This is a genomic window from Sapientia aquatica (genome assembly GCF_004358105.1).
GTDB classification, from domain to species: domain Bacteria; phylum Pseudomonadota; class Gammaproteobacteria; order Burkholderiales; family Burkholderiaceae_D; genus Solimicrobium; species Solimicrobium aquaticum.
Window position 1 is genome coordinate 43,718 of record NZ_SMYL01000004.1, and the last position, 18,145, is coordinate 61,862.

19 protein-coding genes are annotated in these 18,145 nt (G+C 48.5%); 13 read left to right on the top strand and 6 right to left on the bottom strand.

The window, feature by feature from the left end:
• Positions 1 to 33: 33 nt before the first annotated feature.
• On the bottom strand, positions 34 to 435 hold the full coding sequence (locus tag E2I14_RS09650) for a rhodanese-like domain-containing protein (protein WP_133327889.1): 402 nt from the start codon (positions 433 to 435) through the stop codon (positions 34 to 36).
• Between the two features lie 202 nt (positions 436 to 637).
• Here E2I14_RS09650 and gpmA point away from each other — a divergent pair, with 202 nt between their 5' ends.
• From gpmA to E2I14_RS09675, 5 genes are all read left to right on the top strand, one after another.
• Positions 638 to 1,384 carry a 2,3-diphosphoglycerate-dependent phosphoglycerate mutase gene (gpmA, locus tag E2I14_RS09655; RefSeq protein ID WP_133327891.1) on the top strand — a complete coding sequence of 249 codons (747 nt, stop codon included), beginning with the start codon at positions 638 to 640 and terminating at the stop codon, positions 1,382 to 1,384.
• Complete coding sequence (locus E2I14_RS09660; RefSeq protein ID WP_227544689.1) at positions 1,385 to 2,737, top strand: murein hydrolase activator EnvC family protein; 1,353 nt, start codon at positions 1,385 to 1,387, stop codon at positions 2,735 to 2,737.
• 128 nt (positions 2,738 to 2,865) lie between these two features.
• Positions 2,866 to 4,374: a S41 family peptidase gene (locus tag E2I14_RS09665; RefSeq protein ID WP_133327893.1), complete on the top strand. Its 1,509-nt coding sequence runs from the start codon at positions 2,866 to 2,868 to the stop codon at positions 4,372 to 4,374.
• 13 nt (positions 4,375 to 4,387) lie between these two features.
• Positions 4,388 to 5,155, top strand: coding sequence for a HesA/MoeB/ThiF family protein (locus tag E2I14_RS09670; RefSeq protein WP_133327895.1), 768 nt, complete (start codon positions 4,388 to 4,390; stop codon positions 5,153 to 5,155).
• A gap of 9 nt (positions 5,156 to 5,164) precedes the next feature.
• The gene (locus E2I14_RS09675; protein ID WP_133327897.1) at positions 5,165 to 5,383 is read left to right on the top strand and encodes a hypothetical protein; all 219 of its coding nucleotides are present in this window, start codon (positions 5,165 to 5,167) and stop codon (positions 5,381 to 5,383) included.
• Positions 5,384 to 5,432: 49 nt separating this feature from the next.
• Here E2I14_RS09675 and E2I14_RS09680 read toward each other — a convergent pair whose 3' ends face one another.
• The 4 genes from E2I14_RS09680 to argB are packed head-to-tail and all read right to left on the bottom strand — an operon-like array spanning position 5,433 to position 9,567.
• The gene (locus tag E2I14_RS09680) at positions 5,433 to 7,286 is read right to left on the bottom strand and encodes a chorismate-binding protein (RefSeq protein WP_133327899.1); all 1,854 of its coding nucleotides are present in this window, start codon (positions 7,284 to 7,286) and stop codon (positions 5,433 to 5,435) included.
• A 35-nt stretch (positions 7,287 to 7,321) separates the two neighbouring features.
• Positions 7,322 to 7,897 (bottom strand): nucleoid occlusion factor SlmA, encoded by a 576-nt coding sequence (gene slmA / locus E2I14_RS09685; protein ID WP_133327901.1) that lies wholly within the window; start codon positions 7,895 to 7,897, stop codon positions 7,322 to 7,324.
• 5 nt (positions 7,898 to 7,902) lie between these two features.
• Positions 7,903 to 8,628: a pyrimidine 5'-nucleotidase gene (locus E2I14_RS09690; RefSeq protein ID WP_227544690.1), complete on the bottom strand. Its 726-nt coding sequence runs from the start codon at positions 8,626 to 8,628 to the stop codon at positions 7,903 to 7,905.
• A gap of 21 nt (positions 8,629 to 8,649) precedes the next feature.
• Positions 8,650 to 9,567 carry an acetylglutamate kinase gene (gene argB, locus E2I14_RS09695; protein WP_406675705.1) on the bottom strand — a complete coding sequence of 306 codons (918 nt, stop codon included), beginning with the start codon at positions 9,565 to 9,567 and terminating at the stop codon, positions 8,650 to 8,652.
• Positions 9,568 to 9,726: 159 nt separating this feature from the next.
• On the opposite strand from argB, the gene E2I14_RS09700 reads away from it, so the two are divergent.
• The 8 genes from E2I14_RS09700 to E2I14_RS09735 all read left to right on the top strand — a co-directional run bounded on the left by E2I14_RS09700 (position 9,727) and on the right by E2I14_RS09735 (position 15,507).
• On the top strand, positions 9,727 to 10,290 hold the full coding sequence (locus tag E2I14_RS09700) for a sigma-70 family RNA polymerase sigma factor (protein WP_133327903.1): 564 nt from the start codon (positions 9,727 to 9,729) through the stop codon (positions 10,288 to 10,290).
• Positions 10,291 to 10,335: 45 nt separating this feature from the next.
• The gene (locus E2I14_RS09705) at positions 10,336 to 10,530 is read left to right on the top strand and encodes a zf-HC2 domain-containing protein (RefSeq protein ID WP_133327905.1); all 195 of its coding nucleotides are present in this window, start codon (positions 10,336 to 10,338) and stop codon (positions 10,528 to 10,530) included.
• Positions 10,527 to 10,748: a cysteine-rich CWC family protein gene (locus E2I14_RS09710; RefSeq protein WP_133327907.1), complete on the top strand. Its 222-nt coding sequence runs from the start codon at positions 10,527 to 10,529 to the stop codon at positions 10,746 to 10,748. The genes E2I14_RS09705 and E2I14_RS09710 overlap by 4 nt, the downstream gene beginning before the upstream one ends.
• 157 nt (positions 10,749 to 10,905) lie before the next feature.
• Entirely contained in the window at positions 10,906 to 11,637 is a 732-nt protein-coding gene (locus E2I14_RS09715) for a YIP1 family protein (RefSeq protein ID WP_165967809.1), read from the top strand.
• 96 nt (positions 11,638 to 11,733) lie between these two features.
• Positions 11,734 to 13,014 (top strand): efflux RND transporter periplasmic adaptor subunit, encoded by a 1,281-nt coding sequence (locus E2I14_RS09720; RefSeq protein WP_133327910.1) that lies wholly within the window; start codon positions 11,734 to 11,736, stop codon positions 13,012 to 13,014.
• On the top strand, positions 13,011 to 13,730 hold the full coding sequence (locus tag E2I14_RS09725) for an ABC transporter ATP-binding protein (protein WP_133327912.1): 720 nt from the start codon (positions 13,011 to 13,013) through the stop codon (positions 13,728 to 13,730). The genes E2I14_RS09720 and E2I14_RS09725 overlap by 4 nt, the downstream gene beginning before the upstream one ends.
• Complete coding sequence (locus E2I14_RS09730) at positions 13,723 to 14,952, top strand: ABC transporter permease (protein ID WP_133327914.1); 1,230 nt, start codon at positions 13,723 to 13,725, stop codon at positions 14,950 to 14,952. The genes E2I14_RS09725 and E2I14_RS09730 overlap by 8 nt, the downstream gene beginning before the upstream one ends.
• A 342-nt stretch (positions 14,953 to 15,294) precedes the next feature.
• A complete protein-coding gene (locus tag E2I14_RS09735; RefSeq protein WP_133327916.1) occupies positions 15,295 to 15,507 on the top strand; it encodes a hypothetical protein in 213 nt (70 codons plus the stop codon).
• A gap of 211 nt (positions 15,508 to 15,718) precedes the next feature.
• On the opposite strand, the gene sppA is transcribed toward E2I14_RS09735, so the two are convergent.
• Entirely contained in the window at positions 15,719 to 17,575 is a 1,857-nt protein-coding gene (sppA, locus tag E2I14_RS09740) for a signal peptide peptidase SppA (protein ID WP_133327918.1), read from the bottom strand.
• Positions 17,576 to 18,145 lie beyond the last annotated feature (570 nt).

The following is an 18,145-nucleotide window of genomic DNA, read 5'->3' on the forward strand; positions in this document are numbered from 1 at the left end:
CTAAAATTTTACCAATCAAATCATTCAAAAAACTTACTTAACCACTGGCAAACCCTGCGCTTGCCAAGCCGACATACCGCCGTCCATGCTGACCACTTGGGTAAAGCCGGCGCGCGTGAGCATAGCAACGGCGGTGGCCGAACGGGTGCCGCTGGCACAAACCACAATCACTGGATTGGCTTTTTGTTTTTCTAATTCCGTCATGCGATTGGATAAATCGTTGAGCGGAATGTTTTTGGCTGACTTAATGTGACCGACTTCAAACTCAGCAATATCACGCACATCGATGACGTTACTTTTGTTTTGATTCATTAACTGCGTCGCTTGCAGCAAAGAGACTTTGGCGCCACGGCGTTGCAACGATGGAATCAGTAACGCGCCGCCAGAAACGAGGACCAAAGCAATTAAGAAAATATTATCAATAATGAATTTCACACAACATCCAATAGGCTAAGTTAACCGTGCCATTATAAAATAGATGGCGAAACTATGTACTAATACTGTGCCAGAGTTGAATAAACGGTGAGAAAATACGCTGGCTTTAATAAAATCCGTACAGCAGGCGCGGTTAATCCAGTCCAATCAGTAGTCAATTTGTTTATTTTGTTTTTAATTTACTATTTTTAAAGAAATCATTATGTATAAACTCGTTTTAATGCGTCATGGCGAATCCACTTGGAACCTCGATAACCGTTTTACTGGCTGGACCGATGTCGATTTGACTGAAAAAGGCGTGGCCGAAGCGCGCGCGGCGGGTCAACTCCTCAAAGAATCAGGATTTAGTTTCGATGTGGCCTATACATCCGTATTAAAACGCGCCATCCGCACCTTATGGAACACCTTGGATACGATGGATTTAATGTGGATTCCAGTGCAGCACGATTGGCGCTTAAACGAACGTCATTACGGCGCATTGCAAGGTCTAAACAAAGCCGAAACCGCTGCCAAATACGGTGACGAACAAGTTATGGTGTGGCGCCGCAGCTATGACACACCACCTTTGCCGCTGACCAAGGATGATCCGCGTACCGATTTCAACGATCCACGTTACGCCACATTAGATGCCGCGCAAATCCCATTGACCGAATGTTTGAAAGACACTGTCGCGCGTGTGATGCCAGCGTGGGAAGACAGCATCGCTCCTGCGATTAAATCTGGCAAGCAAGTATTAATCTCCGCCCACGGCAACAGCTTGCGCGCGTTGATCAAAATGTTGGATGGTGTGAGCGACGAAGATATCGTCGGCTTAAATATCCCTAACGGTCAGCCATTAGTGTACGAATTGGATGCCGATTTAAAACCGATCAAGCACTATTACCTAGGCGACCAAGAAGCGATCCAAGCAGCGTTGGCAGCCGTAGCGAATCAAGGTCGGGCAAAATAATTGTTCACTCATTCCGCGTTTAGCACAGCAATCAAACTCGTCGCGCTCTTATTGGCTGCAGCTTGTGTGGGCACAAGCTGGGCTGGCACAACTGGACGCGACGAGCAAAAACGCGCCGCCGAATCGGAACACGCTGAGCTGCGCAAAAAGCTCAACGACCTTAAGCAAGACATTCTGAAAACAGAATCCGACAAACAGCATGCCGAAGATGAATTGGCCGAATCCGAAGCAGCCATTTCTACCGCCAATCGCAAGCTGTTCGCTCTCAATGCCGAGCAGCAGCAAACTCAGCAAAAAATCATTGATTTAGCCAATCAACAGCAACAATTGCAACAGCAAGTCGATCAGCAGAAAAAGCAGTTTTCTACCCTGCTGCGTCAGCAATACCAAACCGGCAATAGCGACCGAATCAAATTCCTGCTGTCTGGCGACAATCCCAATCGCATCAACCGCGATTTGCAATATCTCGGGTACGTCTCGCAAAGCCAAAATCGGCTGATAACTCAATTGCGCGAAAACTTAGCCGCCGTCGAGAGCAACAAGCTCGCGACCGAACAAGCCAAGCTTGATTTGGACGACATCGCCAAAGAACAAGAACAACAAAAAGCCGATCTAGTTAAACAGCAAAACAAGCGTGCGGCGCTCATCAAACAGCTTTCCAGCAAACTGACTGCGCAACGCAAAGAAGCGGGACAATTACAGAAAAACGAAACACGTTTAGCGAGTTTGGTCGATAAATTAAATCGACTAATCGAAGAACAACGCAAAGCCGAATTGCTGCAACAAGAAAAGCGCCGAGCCGCGCAATTGGCGCAAGAAGCAAAACGCAAGGCCGAGGCCCAACAAAATGCGGCTGCGTCAAAACAAGGAAATCAAAAAACGCCAGCCAAGCCGGTGGTTACCGCGCCAGAATCGATTGAAGTCACCAAGACACCCGAAAAAATCAATGATGGCAGTCAATTTGCCCAGCTAAAAGGCCGCTTGCGTTTGCCAATCAAAGGGGAATTAACCGCCAAATTTGGTAGCCAACGTGGGGAAGGCACGGTCTGGAAAGGCTTATTCATCCGCGCCTCAGAAGGCACCGAAGTCAAAGCGATTGCGTCGGGCAAAGTCATTTTTGCTGAATGGTTGCGCGGCTTTGGTAACCTGATCATTCTCGATCATGGCGGCCAATACATGAGTATTTATGGCAATAACCAAGCCGTCCTTAAGCAAGCGGGAGAGTCAGTTAACGCTGGCGACGTCATCGCCAGCGTGGGAAACAGCGGCGGCAATGAACAATCAGGTTTATACTTCGAGCTTCGTTTCCAAGGTAAAGCCATCGATCCACTCGGTTGGGTCAACCTGAAATAACAATAGAAAACAAAGATTTACTTGGAATCCAGACCAAATTACAGTAAAAACTAATGAACTGGCATTAACTGCTTGAGCATAAGCGCTGAAGAGTTATTGCCAACACTTACATACGATCAGGCGAAAAAATGGGTAATAAATTAAAGAATTTGGGATTAATCACGTTGGGATTAGTGGCCGGGGTCGCCGCTTCATTGCAGTTTTCTGCAATGGCTCAAAAAAACGTTGCGCCGCTGCCGATTGAAGAATTACGCCAATTGGCCGATGTGTTTGGCTTAATCAAATCCGATTATGTTGAGCCGGTGGATGACAGCAAGCTGATCTCCGAAGCCATCTCGGGCATGGTTTCTTCCCTCGACCCGCATTCGGTTTATCTGGATAAAAAAGCCTTTAAAGAGCTGCAAGAAAGCACCCAAGGTAAGTTCGTCGGCTTGGGTATTGAAGTCGGCATGGAAGACGGCTACGTCAAAATCATTTCGCCAATCGAAGATTCTCCTGCTGACAAAGCAGGCGTCAAAGCAGGCGATTTGATTACGAAATTGGATTCCTTGCCAGTCAAAGGCATGAGTTTGGACGAAGCCGTTAAACACATGCGCGGCGAACCGAATACCAAAATCACCATCACCATTGCGCGTAAAAACGTCGATAAGCCCATCGTCTTGACGATTACCCGCGACCTCATTAAAACCCAAAGCGTTAAGGGCAAAATCATCGAACCCGGCTACGCTTGGTTGCGCGTATCCCAATTCCAAGAACCTTCGCTCGACGATCTGGTGAAAAAGATCAACGCCTTGTATGCACAAGATCCGCACATCAAAGGCTTGGTGCTCGATTTGCGTAATAATCCGGGTGGTTTGGTTCCTAGCGCGATTGGGATTTCAGCGATCTTCCTGCCTAAGGATGTAACCGTCGTCACGACCAATGGCCAGATTCCCGAATCCAAAGCCAATTACACAGCGAGCCGCGAATATTATTCGACTCGCAGCGGCCCTGATCCATTAGCCAAACTGCCGGAAGGTATTAAGTCCGTGCCGATGGTCGTGCTGGTAAATACTGGTTCAGCGTCGGCTTCGGAAATCGTTTCTGGCGCTTTGCAGGATTACCACCGCGCGACCATTTTAGGGACCCAAACCTTTGGTAAAGGCTCGGTACAAACCATCCGTCAAATCAGCGCTGACACTGGCGTTAAAATCACCACAGCGCGCTACTACACACCAAGCGGCCGCTCGATTCAAGCCAAAGGTATTACACCGGATTTGAATGTGGAAGAAACGGCCGAAAACGACGGCATCAACAGCCTGCGTTTGCGCGAAGCGGATTTGCAAAAGCATTTGAATAACGATACCGACGCCAAAGCAGGCACCGAGAAGCGCGATGAAGCCGAAGACGAAAAACGCGCCATCGAATTAGAAAAAACGCTCAAGCCATTGGAGTACGGCAGCGCCACTGATTTCCAATTGATGCAAGCGTTAAACCATTTAAAAGGTTTGCCTGTCCAGTTAGCGAAGCCAGCCGATAAAGCCGATAGCAAAGAAGACGGCAAGGACGATACTAACGGCGATAAAAAATCCGAAGTACCTAGTGCGCCATCTGCTCCGGCAGCACAAGATTTGAAGTCAAACAAACCTAAGAAATAACAGCGAGACCGCTTTGGATGATCAACAGTTACTGCGTTATTCACGCCACATCTTGCTCAACGAGATTGGCATTGAAGGGCAAAGTAGGCTCTTGGCCGCCAAAGCGCTCATCATCGGCGCCGGTGGACTAGGTTCACCCGCCGCGTTTTATTTGGCTTCTGCCGGAGTTGGTTCGATCACCATTGTCGATCACGACCAAGTCGATCTAACGAATCTACAGCGCCAAATTCTGCACACCGAAGACCGCGTCGGCATGAATAAAGTTGATTCTGCCAAACTGACTTTAACCCAACTTAATCCTCACATTACCATCAACGCATTAGCTGAAAAAGTCGATGCGGCACGTCTTCATGAATTAATTAGCGCTGCCGATATCGTGCTCGATTGTTCCGATAATTTTGCAACCCGACACGCGGTCAATGCGGCTTGCGTGGCGCACCGCAAGCCCTTGGTATCCGGCGCGGCAATCGGCTTTGACGGACAATGCAGCGTGTTCGATTCACGCAATGAAAATACGCCGTGCTACGCCTGCATCTTCCCAGCGGATTTGCATGTCGAAGAGGTCGCTTGCTCGACTATGGGGGTATTCGCTCCGCTGGTGGGCATTATCGGCACGACTCAAGCGGCGGAAGCGCTAAAAGTCATTATGCATCTGGGCACAAGTCTGGCGGGTAAATTACTAATGCTAGACGCTCGCACCATGGAATGGCAACAAATTAAAGCGCAACGTAATCCACATTGCGCCGTATGCGGCAGCAGTACCAAAACCGAAAATCACTAAGGAATCATCATGGCAAAAAAACCGAAACAAGACGAGATCGATCCAGAAACAATGGCGATCATTGAATGGTGCATCGAAGTCGAAGGCTTCTTAGTGGCCGGCGGCGCAACTCAAGAACAGGCGCAGGAACATATTGAGGAAGAAGTCGAATGGTTTACCGATTTATACTACGACGGATTGACGCCAGAACAAGCGGCCAAAGAAGCCTTGGCTGATCCGCAGCCGTAATCGTTATGCGCCACAAAAATAACATCAGCCCGCCAAAAACGGGCTGATTTTATTTGATCAACACCGCCTTCATCACTCCACGCAGTGCGTTGCATAAAACGAGTTCGTCTGCCCGTTCAATGTCGTCAATAGTAAGCTTGCGCTCGCTTGCTAACCACGTCGGATCATCCAACAAAACAGAACGCATCACGCCCGGCAAGACGCCGCTGCACAAAGGTGGCGTGTACCATTTACCATCGAGCTTAGCGAACACATTTGTACGCCCGCCTTCCGTCACTTCACCTAATTCATTGCAGAACAACATATCGAATGCGCCTTGCGTCTCTGCCTGCTGCCAAGCGTGATCGTAGTCAGCGCGCAGGGTGGTTTTGTGTTGCAACCAAATGTCGTTGGATTGGGTACGTTGCGCGGCGAGCAGGACCTTCACCGGTTCTGTCATTGGCGCTAAGACCGCGCTTTGAATGGTAATTTCGCCTACGCCATTAAGGCTTAATTTCAATCGATGCGCAGTCGCCACTGGCAAGTTGGCGCAATAAGTTTCTAGCTGTTGTTGAAGAGTGGATTCAGTAACCGCAATCCCAAAATAGCGCGCACTGCTTTGCAGTCGGCACAGATGTCGATCTAGCTGGCGGCAACCGTCTTCACGGGTTGCATACATCGTTTCAAACAAAGCGAACTGCGCTGGCAACGAGGTTAAAAAGCGCGCCTTTAACAGGCTTTCTTGATACTCATCCGCAGCAATGCTATCAAACACAATCCCTGCACCAACGCCCATGACACCTTGGCGAATATACGAGGAATCGGGCTCCGTTAACTGCAAGGTACGAATCGGGACGGACAAACAAAAATCGGGCAAAGTGATGTCATCGCTTTGGGGATGAGGATCAAACCAACCAAGCGCGCCAGTGTACATTCCACGCGGCTCGGTCTCGACTTCATCGATGATTTCCATCGTGCGTAATTTAGGTGCGCCGGTAATTGAGCCGCAGGGATAAAGCGCGCGCAGTACTTGTCCCAAATTCACATCAGCACGACATTGTGCCGTAATTGTTGACGTCATTTGTAAAACAGAATTAAAGCGCTGCACCTCAAACAATTGCGGCACACGCACCGAGCCAAGTTGCGCGATTCGACTTAAATCATTACGCAACAAATCGACAATCATAACGTTTTCAGCGCGGTTTTTATTGTCCGTGGAAAGCGCCTGGCTGCGCTCGGTGTTGAGCTGACTATCGAATTCTTCGCTATCCGTCGCCGACGCGGCGGCCGTGCCTTTCATCGGACGCGCATACAAAGTACCTTTCTGATGGCGCACAAATAATTCCGGCGACAATGACAATATGGCCGAGCCATCAGGCAAAGCAATCAACGCTCCGTAGGGTACAGCTTGGCGCTCACGCAGCCGGATGTAGAGTGCAAAAATACTACCGTAAGTCTCAAAATGAAAACGAAAGGTGTAGTTGACTTGGTAGGTATCGCCCGCCGCAATGTAGTGCTGAATGAGCTCAATGGCCGATGTAAATTCGGCTTCATCAACGCTTGCGCGCAAGTTCGCAATGCCAGCTACTGAGGCAGTTTCGGCATCAGCTATTTGAGCTTGCAACCACTCAGTGACTTGCTCTTGACTTAGTTTTTGACAGGTTCGGTACAACAGAATACGCGATGGAGTTGCTTGCAATTTTTCGCTAATCGCATCGATTTCTTGCAGCTGCGCACCCAACTCATACGAGAAAGCAGCCAGCACAAAATAGCCTTCAGCGAGAGCATTTTCCAGCTCATCAATGGCGTTAGAAAATTGCTGCTTACTTGCCCAAACTATTTCGCGCACAAACTCCGTATACAAACGTGACGTTGCCTGTGTCGCGGTGGAATGGCTATCATCAAGCAGGGCAAAACTAGGCATGAGAATCGGGATAAAAAGAGAGATGCGACAACGCATTAAGAGAGTAAAAACGCGATCTGCTGCGCGGCATTCTCAAGCGGGTTTTGTTTGAAGGAGGTTTTAACAAAGCGCTGCCAGCGCCCCAGCAACATGGCAACGATCAAATTAGCGCGCACAGCTACTTCGGCTTCATTAAGTTCACCCGCCACCACCGACAATCGCAAGGCTTGCTTTAATGCGAGTTCAATCCGATCAACAAACTGATTCATACGCAATTGCAAACGCTCGTCTTCGTTGATTAAGGCGTCGCCGATCATCACCTTGGTCATGCCGGGATTGCGGGACGAAAAGCTCAACAACATCAAACTAATTTCCTGCGCTTGCATCACACCATTTTCTTGTTGGGTGGTGATTTGATTGATCAGGCCAAACACGCTGCTTTCGATAAACTCAATCAAGCCTTCAAACATTTGCGCCTTGCTGGCGAAATGACGATACAACGCGGCTTCCGAAACACCGATGCGCGCGGCCAACGACGCCGTGGTGATTTTCTCTGCTTTAGGGTTCTCCAACATGCTCGCCAGAGTTTGCAAAATATGCAGTTTCTTTTCGCCCGGTTTAGAAGTTGCCATGGTCTCTACTTGGTTAAGGAAAGTCGTGATAATTGCGCTGGTAATTGTTTAATCGAACGCAGTTTTACATCTACAAAATGAGGCTTGGCAAAGCGCTTATTGGCCGCCAGCTTTAGGTACTGGGTAATCCAAACTGTTTTCATGCCAAGCTGTTTGGCGGTTTTTAAATTGTCGCGCGTGTCTTCAATTAAAACACAATGTTGCGCCGCTAATTTTTGTTTGGCTAGGATTTTCTTCAGTAACCAACGACTAGGTTTGGGACGCAAACGTCCGTGCACCCGCATCGATTCAATCGCAATATGCTGTTCAAAATGACTCTGCAAGCGCAAGTGCCGCACTACTTGACGAGCGTAATGGCGCGGAGCATTGGTAAACAGTACTTTGCGTCCCGGCAAACGTTGCAATAACTGCTTTAAACCAGCTTCAAAGCGCAGCATGTCAGGCAAATTAGCGAATTCATGCGCTTGCTGTAAAAACTCGGCTGGATTGACTTGGTGATGCTCAATCAACCCTAACAAGGTCGCGCCGTATTTTTTCCAATACAGCACCCGCGCCGCATCTACCGTGGCATCGTCGGCCGGTTGTTCTGCGCTTCCCAGCAAGGTCGCCATGTACGCATTCATGTTTGCGTGCATGGCGGGAAAGACCGCATGATTGGCGTTATGCAGCGTGTTGTCCAAATCAATCAACCACGTAATGGTTGGCCGAGAACGGTGCAAATAGTTACTCAATGCGGGTTCTAAATTATTAGCTTAATGACTGCGTATCATGGTGCCGAACGCTTGCTCTGTCAGCACTTCCAACAACAGCGAATGCTCGATGCGCCCGTCGATAATATGCACAGTGTTGACACCCGATTTAGCGGCATCCAAAGCAGAAGAAATCTTGGGCAACATGCCGCCTGAAATCGTGCCATCGGCAAACATCTCGTCGATTTCGCGTGCGGATAAATCGGTCACCAAATTACCCTGTTTGTCCAACACGCCGGGAATATTGGTCATCATGATGAGCTTTTCGGCTTTTAAAATTTCCGCAATTTTGCCGGCCACTACGTCTGCATTGATGTTGTATGCCTGACCGTCAATGCCGAAACCAATTGGCGAAATAATTGGGATGAACGCGTCGTCCTGCAGAGCTTTGACCACCGCCGGATTGATCGCGTCGATTTCACCAACAAAACCGATGTCGAGGAATTTACCTGGGTTCTCACGATCGGGCATTTCGTAACGCCGTGCACGAATCAAGCCACCGTCTTTGCCGGTTAAACCAACTGCTTGGCCGCCGTAATGATTAATCAACATCACAATATCTTGCTGCACTTCGCCGCCCAACACCCACTCGACTACTTCCATGGTTTCTTCGTCGGTGATCCGCATGCCTTGGACGAACGTGCCTTGCTTACCGATTTTCTTTAACGCGCTATCAATTTGTGGACCGCCGCCGTGCACCACGACGGGGTTCATACCGACCAATTTCAACAAAATCACGTCGCGTGCGAAACCGTGTTTCAAGCGTTCTTCTGTCATCGCGTTGCCACCGTATTTGACTACGATGGTCTTGCCGTGGAATTTGCGAATATACGGCAACGCTTCGGCCAAGATTTCGGCCTTGATGTGCGGGGCCAGGGTGTCGGTAGCGATTTCACTAATGACGGGCAAATCCGATGGCAGTTCTGAGTCGATGTTGGTGGGCAGGATGGCGGGCGGTTCGGTAGGCAGAGTAGTCATGTCAAATCCTAAAAAATTATCGATGAGATTTTACCGTGAAATGGTTTTTGCAATCGTGAAATTCTTGTAATAAATCAACTAATACTTTAGGCTAACGCACAAATGACCGATCCCACTCTCTTCCAACAGCTCGAAGCCATGCGACCCGCCTTGCTGCGGTTTGCATTATTACAATTACGCAATCCCGAATTGGCCGAAGATGCCGTGCAAGATGCGTTGCTAGCGATCTTGGAAAAGCCCGATCAATTTGCAGGCAGTTCTAGCCTACGTACCTACGTCATTGGGATACTCAAGTTTAAGATTATTGACAGCTTGCGCGTGGCTGGACGCACCGTTCAGATTGAGACTGAACCAGATCAATCCGAAGACGATGTCATTGATCATTTATTTACCGCCAACGGCCACACGGTCGATCCGCCACAAGCTTGGGGCAATCCAGATGCGGTGTTGCAGCAGCAAGACTTTTTTCGGGTGATGGAAATCTGCCTAGAGAAGTTACCAGCGCAAAACGCACGGGTATTTATGATGCGCGAGTGGTTGGATTTGGAAACCGAAGAAATTTGTAAGGAATTGCAGTTGAGTTCGTCTAATCTCTGGGTGATTCTTTATCGCGCCCGCTTACGGTTAAGAGAATGTCTTGATATCAACTGGTTTGCCAACCAATAGACGTTGGTGAATAACAAAGACTGAATGAAGTATTGGAGTGTTAGCATGGGCATCAAACCAACTTGCAAAGAAGTACATCGCTTGGTATCCGAGCAAATGGATCGCGATTTAAACATCGTCGAAAAAGCACGGATGCGCGTTCATTTAATGATTTGTGATGCCTGCACCAATTTCAGCGCTCAGATGCAGCTCATTCGGCGCGCCATGCATCAGTTTCCCTTGGACAAAGACGGCAAATGAGCATTTGCCCGCGCTGCGCGAGTCAATTTACCTGTGCAATGGCCGACAATACTGGCCAACCTTGCTGGTGCACCACCTTACCCATTGCGCCTGTGTTACCGATTTATCCCGAGCTAGCTGGCCAATCTGGCGCCAGCTGCTTTTGCCCGATCTGTTTAAAGGAATGGAGCCAATCCGCTGCAACAGAAAACGCGGTTGCGCCTACCCAAAAGCCATAACGCACCTAAGATCGGTAAATTTCGCTTCTTAAAAACCCTGTTTCATCACCAAAATCACGTCTTTTGCCGCATAGATTGCGCTTTTTATCTGCTCAAAAATATAATTCGGTCACATAATTGGTTGTTAATGGTGAATCAACTTTATAGAGGACAAGATATGACAACGGAAACTAGCGTACCTGCAACCTCCGCGCCAACGAGCGGCTCGGCTTTTTCAACGTTATTAGCGATTTTTACCGAACCGGCCAAAGCATTTGTTGCGGTGGAAAAACGCTCCATGATCTTGCTACCCCTAATTTTGATGGTCGTGGGCATGGTCGGCATGCTGTTTTTCTACTATCAAAGCGTGGACATGAGTTGGTTGCAAGACAAAATGTTCGCTGGCAAAGACATGGATCCAGCTCAACTTGAAGCGGCTAAAAAAATGGTGAGCAAAAACATGCTGCTCACCACATCCGCCATTGGCGGTGCAATCGGCCCGTTGATTATGTACGCCATCGTGGCGACCTATTTCACAATTGTTAGCAAGATCACCAATGTACCAATCAACTTTGGCAAATGGTTTGCCTTTGCCACGTGGTCTGCAGTTCCGGGCTTATTGGCTATCCCGCTGGGCCTATTACAAATTGTGTTAGCGCAGCAAGGGCAATTGGCGCCTAACCAATTAAATCCACTGTCGCTCAATCAATTGTTTTTCCATCTCGACATGAACGCGCATTGGGCCACCTTACTCGACACAATCAACGTCACCACGTTGTGGACGATGTTTGTTACTGTGGTGGGCTTCGAAACATGGACTAAAAAATCACGTGCTACGAGCATCGCTGTGGTCGTTACACCGTACATCGTGGTGTTTGCGATTATGACTGCGATCAATCTAGCTCACTAAGTTCAGAAATTAAGTTAGCAAATTAGCTCAAAAATCGAACCCGCTCAGCAAGCGGGTTCGTCAATTAACTCAAACCTACAACGGCAGGAACTTGTTATGAAACGACGCTGGCTAATCTGGTCTGGTATTGCTTGCTTATTCGCAGTGCCTTTTATTCTCAAACTGGTTCACAGCGATCCTGCCCAGCAGGTCGATACGCAACAAGTTAGTCCGCGTGAAATTAAAGCGTCGATTCTGGCTTCCGGTAACTTGGTCTATCAAGAGCAAGCTTTGCTGTCGCCCGAAGTGATCGGTAAAGTGAAATCAATTTTGGTCAAAGAAGGCGATCATGTTGAAGCCAATCAAATCGTGCTCATGCTCGATGACCAAACCTACCGCGCTGAAATCGCGCAGCAACAAGCGATGGTGCGCCAACAGCAAATAGATATCGAACATCAACAGCTAACCATCGGAAATCAAGCCAGTCAATACCAGCGTAAAGAAGACATGCATAGGCAAAAAATGGTGTCCGATTCGGCCTTAGATGATGCGCGCTTTGCTTATGACGCATCCAAAATCGAATTACGCAAAAGCCGCGAAGGCCTGCAACAAGCTCAAGCCCAGCTGAACCAAAGCATGGAGCGTTTAGCCAAAACGAGCATTCGCTCACCCATCTCTGGTACGGTCACAGCAGTTGATATTAAAGTCGGTGAGACCGCCGTGGCGAGTCAGATCGGCATTGCAGGTTCGAGCTTAATGACTATCGCCAACACCAGCAGTTTGATGGCCGAAGTCAATGTCGATGAAGCGGACATTGCGCGCATTAAGTTAGGCCAAGAAGTACAAATCCACACCGCCGCCTACCCTGAAACACCGCTGACCGGCGTGGTGAAAACGATTCCGCTGTCTCCTAAAAAAGCCGAAGCCGGACAATCTGGCACCACCTTAGCAAAAAGCTACTCGGTCAAGGTCAGCATCGACAATCCAAACGGCTTAGCCCTGCATCCTGGCATGACCTGCCGCGCCGAAATCTACACCGCCACCTCGGGCAAATCGCTCTCAGTGCCATTGCAAGCGATCTTGTCGAACAACGATCAGCAAACCGACACCGGCGAGAATGGCGCGAAATCGAGTAAAAACAAAGCCAAAGTCGCGATTGAAAATTACGTCTTTGTGGTGGATGGCGGTATTGCGAAAAAACGCTTAGTGACGCTCGGAATATCGGACGACTCCAACCAAGAAATCGTCTCTGGTCTGAAGCAAGGTGACAGCGTTATCGTTGGCCCCTACAAAATTTTGCGCCACTTAAAGCCCGACGAAAAAGTTCAGGTTAATTCGTCCACGGCGGATGCGCCTAAGGCCACTGCCACCGCCAAACCAGCGGCAGATAAAAAATGAACGAGCTCATTCGTTTAGTCGATATCGGCAAACAATACCAAATGGGCGGCGAAACGATTGCCGCACTCGACGGAATTAATTTGACCATTGCGCGCAATGAATACATGGCTTTTATCGGCTCGTCCGGCTCGGGCAAATCAACCATGATGAATATTCTGGGCTGCTTGGATACGCCGAGCAAAGGCAGCTACTTTCTCAATGGGCGGGATGTGGCCAGCATGAGTCAGTCGGAATTAGCGCAAACCCGCAACCGCGAAATTGGCTTTATTTTTCAAAGCTTTAACCTGTTACCACGCGCGACTGCATTGCAAAACGTGATGCAGACGCTAATTTATCGTGGGGTGCGACCAGCAGAACGTGAAAAACGCGCTCGACACGCGTTGGAGCGCGTCGGCTTAGAAAAGCGGGTCGATCATTTACCGAATCAACTCTCTGGCGGCCAACGCCAGCGGGTAGCGATTGCGCGGGCTTTGTGCGGCGAGCCGTCGATTTTATTAGCCGATGAACCAACCGGTAATTTGGACTCCTCCACCACCGCCGACATTATGGCCTTATTCGATACGCTGCATTCCGAAGGGCATACTTTAATCTTAGTCACGCATGAGCCAGAAATCGCTAACCATTGCCAACGCACGGTGCGCTTATCGGACGGCCATGTGTTACTCGATCAAACCAAACCGGCGCAACAAAACGTGGAGGTAAATCCACATGGTTAGTTTTCTCGAAAGCATTCGCTCAGCCTTGCTCAGTATTCGCGCCCACGCGCTGCGCAGCTTTTTAACCGCGCTGGGCATCATCATCGGCGTGGCATCCGTCATCGCTGTGGTTTCGATCGTGCAGGGATTTTCGTATTCGATCAGCGACCAATTTAAGGGCTTGGGCTCAAATAGTTTGACCGTGCATGCCTACACGCCCTTTGAGTTAGCGATGCAAGGTACCAAAAACCGCTTGAGCTTAAATGACTACGCCCACTTGGTGCAGCATATTGATGGTGTGAGTAACGTTTCCCCCTCTTTCATGCCGTTTGGCGACTTCGGTACGACCGTTAAAAACAGCAGCACGTCGGCCTTTACCCGCGTCATCGCAGTCACGGCCAATTACCAAGACGCCAATCAAATTTACCCAGAAATTGGTCGCTTTATCACCACCGACGATAATCAGTCGCGGCGCAAAGTTTGCGTGATCGGCAGTAAGCTACGCGAAAATCTCAAGCTGCCCGACAATCCTTTGGGCAGTTACATCGAAGTCGGCGGCGAGTGGTTTAAGATCATCGGCGTGGCCGAAACCCACGGTGAAATGTTTGGCATGAGCCAAGACGATTACGCGCTCATCCCTTTTTCGGTCGGACAAACGATTGCTGGCAACGCGCAAGAAATCAGCGTTCTGATTAATTTCACGGTCGATAACATGGAGCAGATGGACGAAATCCAAGACCGTGTGATCGGCCTACTGCGTCAATTGCACCATCTCAAACCTGGTCAAGCCAATGATTTTAAAGTGCAAACTGCGCAGCAATTAACTGACACTTTTTCGAAAATTATCGATACGATGACCTTGGTTTTAGGCGGCATAGTCAGCGTATCGCTGCTAGTCGGCGGGATCGGAATTATGAATATCATGCTGGTCTCAGTGACCGAGCGCACCCGCGAAATCGGCATCTGCAAAGCGCTCGGAGCGCAGCGGCATCATATTTTGATGCAGTTTTTGATTGAGGCGGTGTTGCTGTCTTTGTTGGGTGGATTGATCGGTTTAGGCTTGGGTTATTTGCTCGGTGCAGGAGCTGCGAAAATGATTCCTAACTTCCCATCAGCGGCGGTGCCTTGGTGGGCGGTGGCGCTGTCGTTTGGATTTTCTAGTGTGGTCGGTATTGTTTTTGGAATTATGCCCGCAGCCAAAGCGGCTAACCTAGATCCGATTGAAGCATTACGTTACGAATGAAACCTTAAGTGGCAGTTTTTAGTTCTGATTTTGGGTAGATTAATGACCGTTGTGTGAAGTAGATCAAATGATTTAAAAAATGCTGCGACTTTTGTGTCGAAAAAAGTTGAATTTCAGCATTTTTCTGCCGATCTGCCGCTATACTTAAGCTACGATTTCAAAAAAATCGTGAATGTAAGTTAGTCGTTTGAAGCGGTGACGCCCAACAACATTGGCTGCATTGTTAGTCTGACGAAAAAAATTTGAAATTCTTTAAAAACGCTGTCAACCACTCGCGTCTCGGCGTCGTTATTGCAGTGTCGGTTACTTAATTTTGTTGTTCTCACTTACTAAGGATCTCATATGAAAACCATCATCTCCGCATTAGTTGCTAGCTTGTTCGCTATTTCCGCTTTCGCTGCTCCACAAGCTGCAGCACCTGCTGCCGCTCCAGCTGCTGCTCCTGCTGCATCTACACCAGCAAGCACACCAGCTCCAAAGAAACACAAAAAGCATAAGAAAGCAAAACCAGCAGACGCAGCAGCTCCAGCAGCGTCGGCTCCAGCTACTAAGTAATTAGAGCGCAATCTCTTAATTAAGTAGGGCAAAAAGCAAAAAGACAGGTTTAGCCTGTCTTTTTTGCTTTTATAGTGACCACGTTAATGAGTCATCAATTTGACTAAAAATGAAAACGCCCCTTACATTTAGGGGCGTTTGTTTTGGTGACGCTTTGCTTAATTTTGGCAATTCAGAACTACGATTAAATTAACGATTTAAGCAGCAAGAATTACGGAGCACTGCACATGCAATGCGTCACCACGCTAAAGGCTTTGGTGCGGTCGGTCATGTCCGCTAACCACAACATATCGTTGGTCACATCTTTGGCTGCTTGCGGTGGAATTCCGTTAGTTGCTAAATTAGTGCGGAGCAATCGAGTGGCAATGTCACCTGCCGACACATCAAAAAATTTAAAGAATTTTTCTAATCCGGTCGGTTCAGTTTCAATGTAATCCAACGAATAGCTGCCAGTTAGCTTAGCGCGCTTGGCGGCGGATTTAATCGCATCAGAATAACTTCCCAAGGTATCGACCAAGCCGCGTTCTTTGGCTTGCTGTCCAGTCCAAACCCGACCTTGAGCCACTTCGTCGATTTTTTCAGCAGTGGTGTTGCGCGCTTTAGCTGCCTTGCTGGTGAAATTGGCGTAAATATGGTTGACGCTTTGTTGCACTAACTCGGCAAATCGTGGATCGATTGGGCGAGTCGGATCATAGCCGCCGCGCAGCCAAGTCGTCGTGGTGCCGCCGCTGTGCACACCGAGCTTATCGAGCGCTTTGTCAGCAGTCGGCAATAGCGCAAACACACCGATTGAGCCCGTAATCGTGGTTGGATCGGCTATCACTTCGTCCGAGCTCATGGATATCCAATAGCCACCGGATGCAGCCACACCGCCCATGGACACCACTACTGGCTTGCCGGCTTCGCGGGTTAATTCAAGTTCGCGCCGAATTAATTCGGAACCGAAGGCGCTACCGCCGGGGGAATTGATCCGTAACACCACCGCTTTGATTTGATCGTTTTCACGGGCTTTACGAATTAGGTTTGCCGTCGATAAGCCGCCGATCGAACCCGAAGGAGCTGTGCCGTCGCTGATTTCACCTTCCGCCACGATCACGCCAATAGCGTCACTCAAAGGATTCATCGGTGTTTTTTGACGGGCTAAATAATCTTCAAAATTGATCTGGCGGAAGCTTTTAGTTTGGTCGTCGCGCGCACCGAGGGCCAGCATAATTTGACGCAATTCATCGCGAGTTTTTAAGGCATCCACTTGTTTGGCATTCACGGCTAACTGCGCCATGTCGCCATTAACCTGTTTGACCAAGTTCGGCAAATCGTCGATGGTGCGCATAATGCTGCCTGCTTCGAGCTTGCGCGATTTCTCCACATCATCGGTGTAGGATTTCCACAAGTCATTGTATAAATACGCTTCAGCCTCCGATGCCGCCGCCGAAGGGCCGTTTGCGATATAAGGCTCGGCAAAGCTCTTATAGGTGCCGACACGCATTAAATTGACGGTAATGCCCAGTTTATCGAGCGCGTCGCGGTAGTAGTTGCGATAGCCGCCAAAACCTTCTAAACCAACCATGCCCATTGGGTGCAGAAATACTTGATTGGCGTGCGCTGCGAGTAAATATTGACGTTGGTTGTAGCTCGAACCCCAAGCGATAATATTTTTGCCGCTGGCTTTGAAACGATCTAAGGCGCTGGCAATTTCACGTAGCATCGGCAGACCAGCGTTTTGCATTTCGTCTAATAACAACACCATGCTGGTGATTTTTGGATCTTTTGTAGCGGCATCAATCACGGTGAGCACATCGCGCAACTGAGCGTAATCTTTCTTGTCACCTTGCGCTTGCAGCAACATCAAATCACGCGCGCTAGCACTTTGTTGCTCGACAATATTGCCGCGCAAATCAAGAATTAGGGCAGTTTTGTCTGCGAGCTTTTTAGTGCCACCGCTAAACAAACCGACCAAGATAAAAATAATAAGGATGAGGAAAAGCAAATTTAATAAGGCCTTTCTCCCTCCCTCAAGCACACGCCACAAAAAACCAGCACTAGTTTTGGCAAATCGAATTACTGACATTGCAACCCCTTGTATTGAGCAGTCTGTTAAGTATAGGAAACGCTGATTAAATTGAGAAGAAGCATTAAATTTGCGTCAATTTAGCGCCAATGTGAGCAATTCAATGGCGAAATTGAACCAGCAAGACGTTAACCAATGTTCCCAAGCTTATTTTTGGAAAATTGTTCAGATTGTAAGCTAGATAACGGAACTAGCGGGCGGGAATACGAGGAAATTATCCGTTTGGGCAAAAAAAAACCCACGACCTGATGGTAGTGGGCTAAGTCCAATTCCTTAAGAGGTTTTGGAGGAGACAGGCGCAACTATAATCACCTCCCAAACCGTTGCCCACTTTATTTTTAGCATATCCGTTATTAATAATTAATATAACGCAACATGAAAGCTTAAAAAAAAACCCACGACCTGTTGGTGGTGGGCTTAAATCCAATTCCTTAGGAGGTCTTGGAGGAGACAGGTGTAACTATAATCGTCTCACAGCCATTTACCAAGTCACTTTTTCTCATATCAGTTATTCGGTTTTCACATAACAAGGTTATCGTAACCTTTGCAAAGCATTAGCGAAATTTTGTT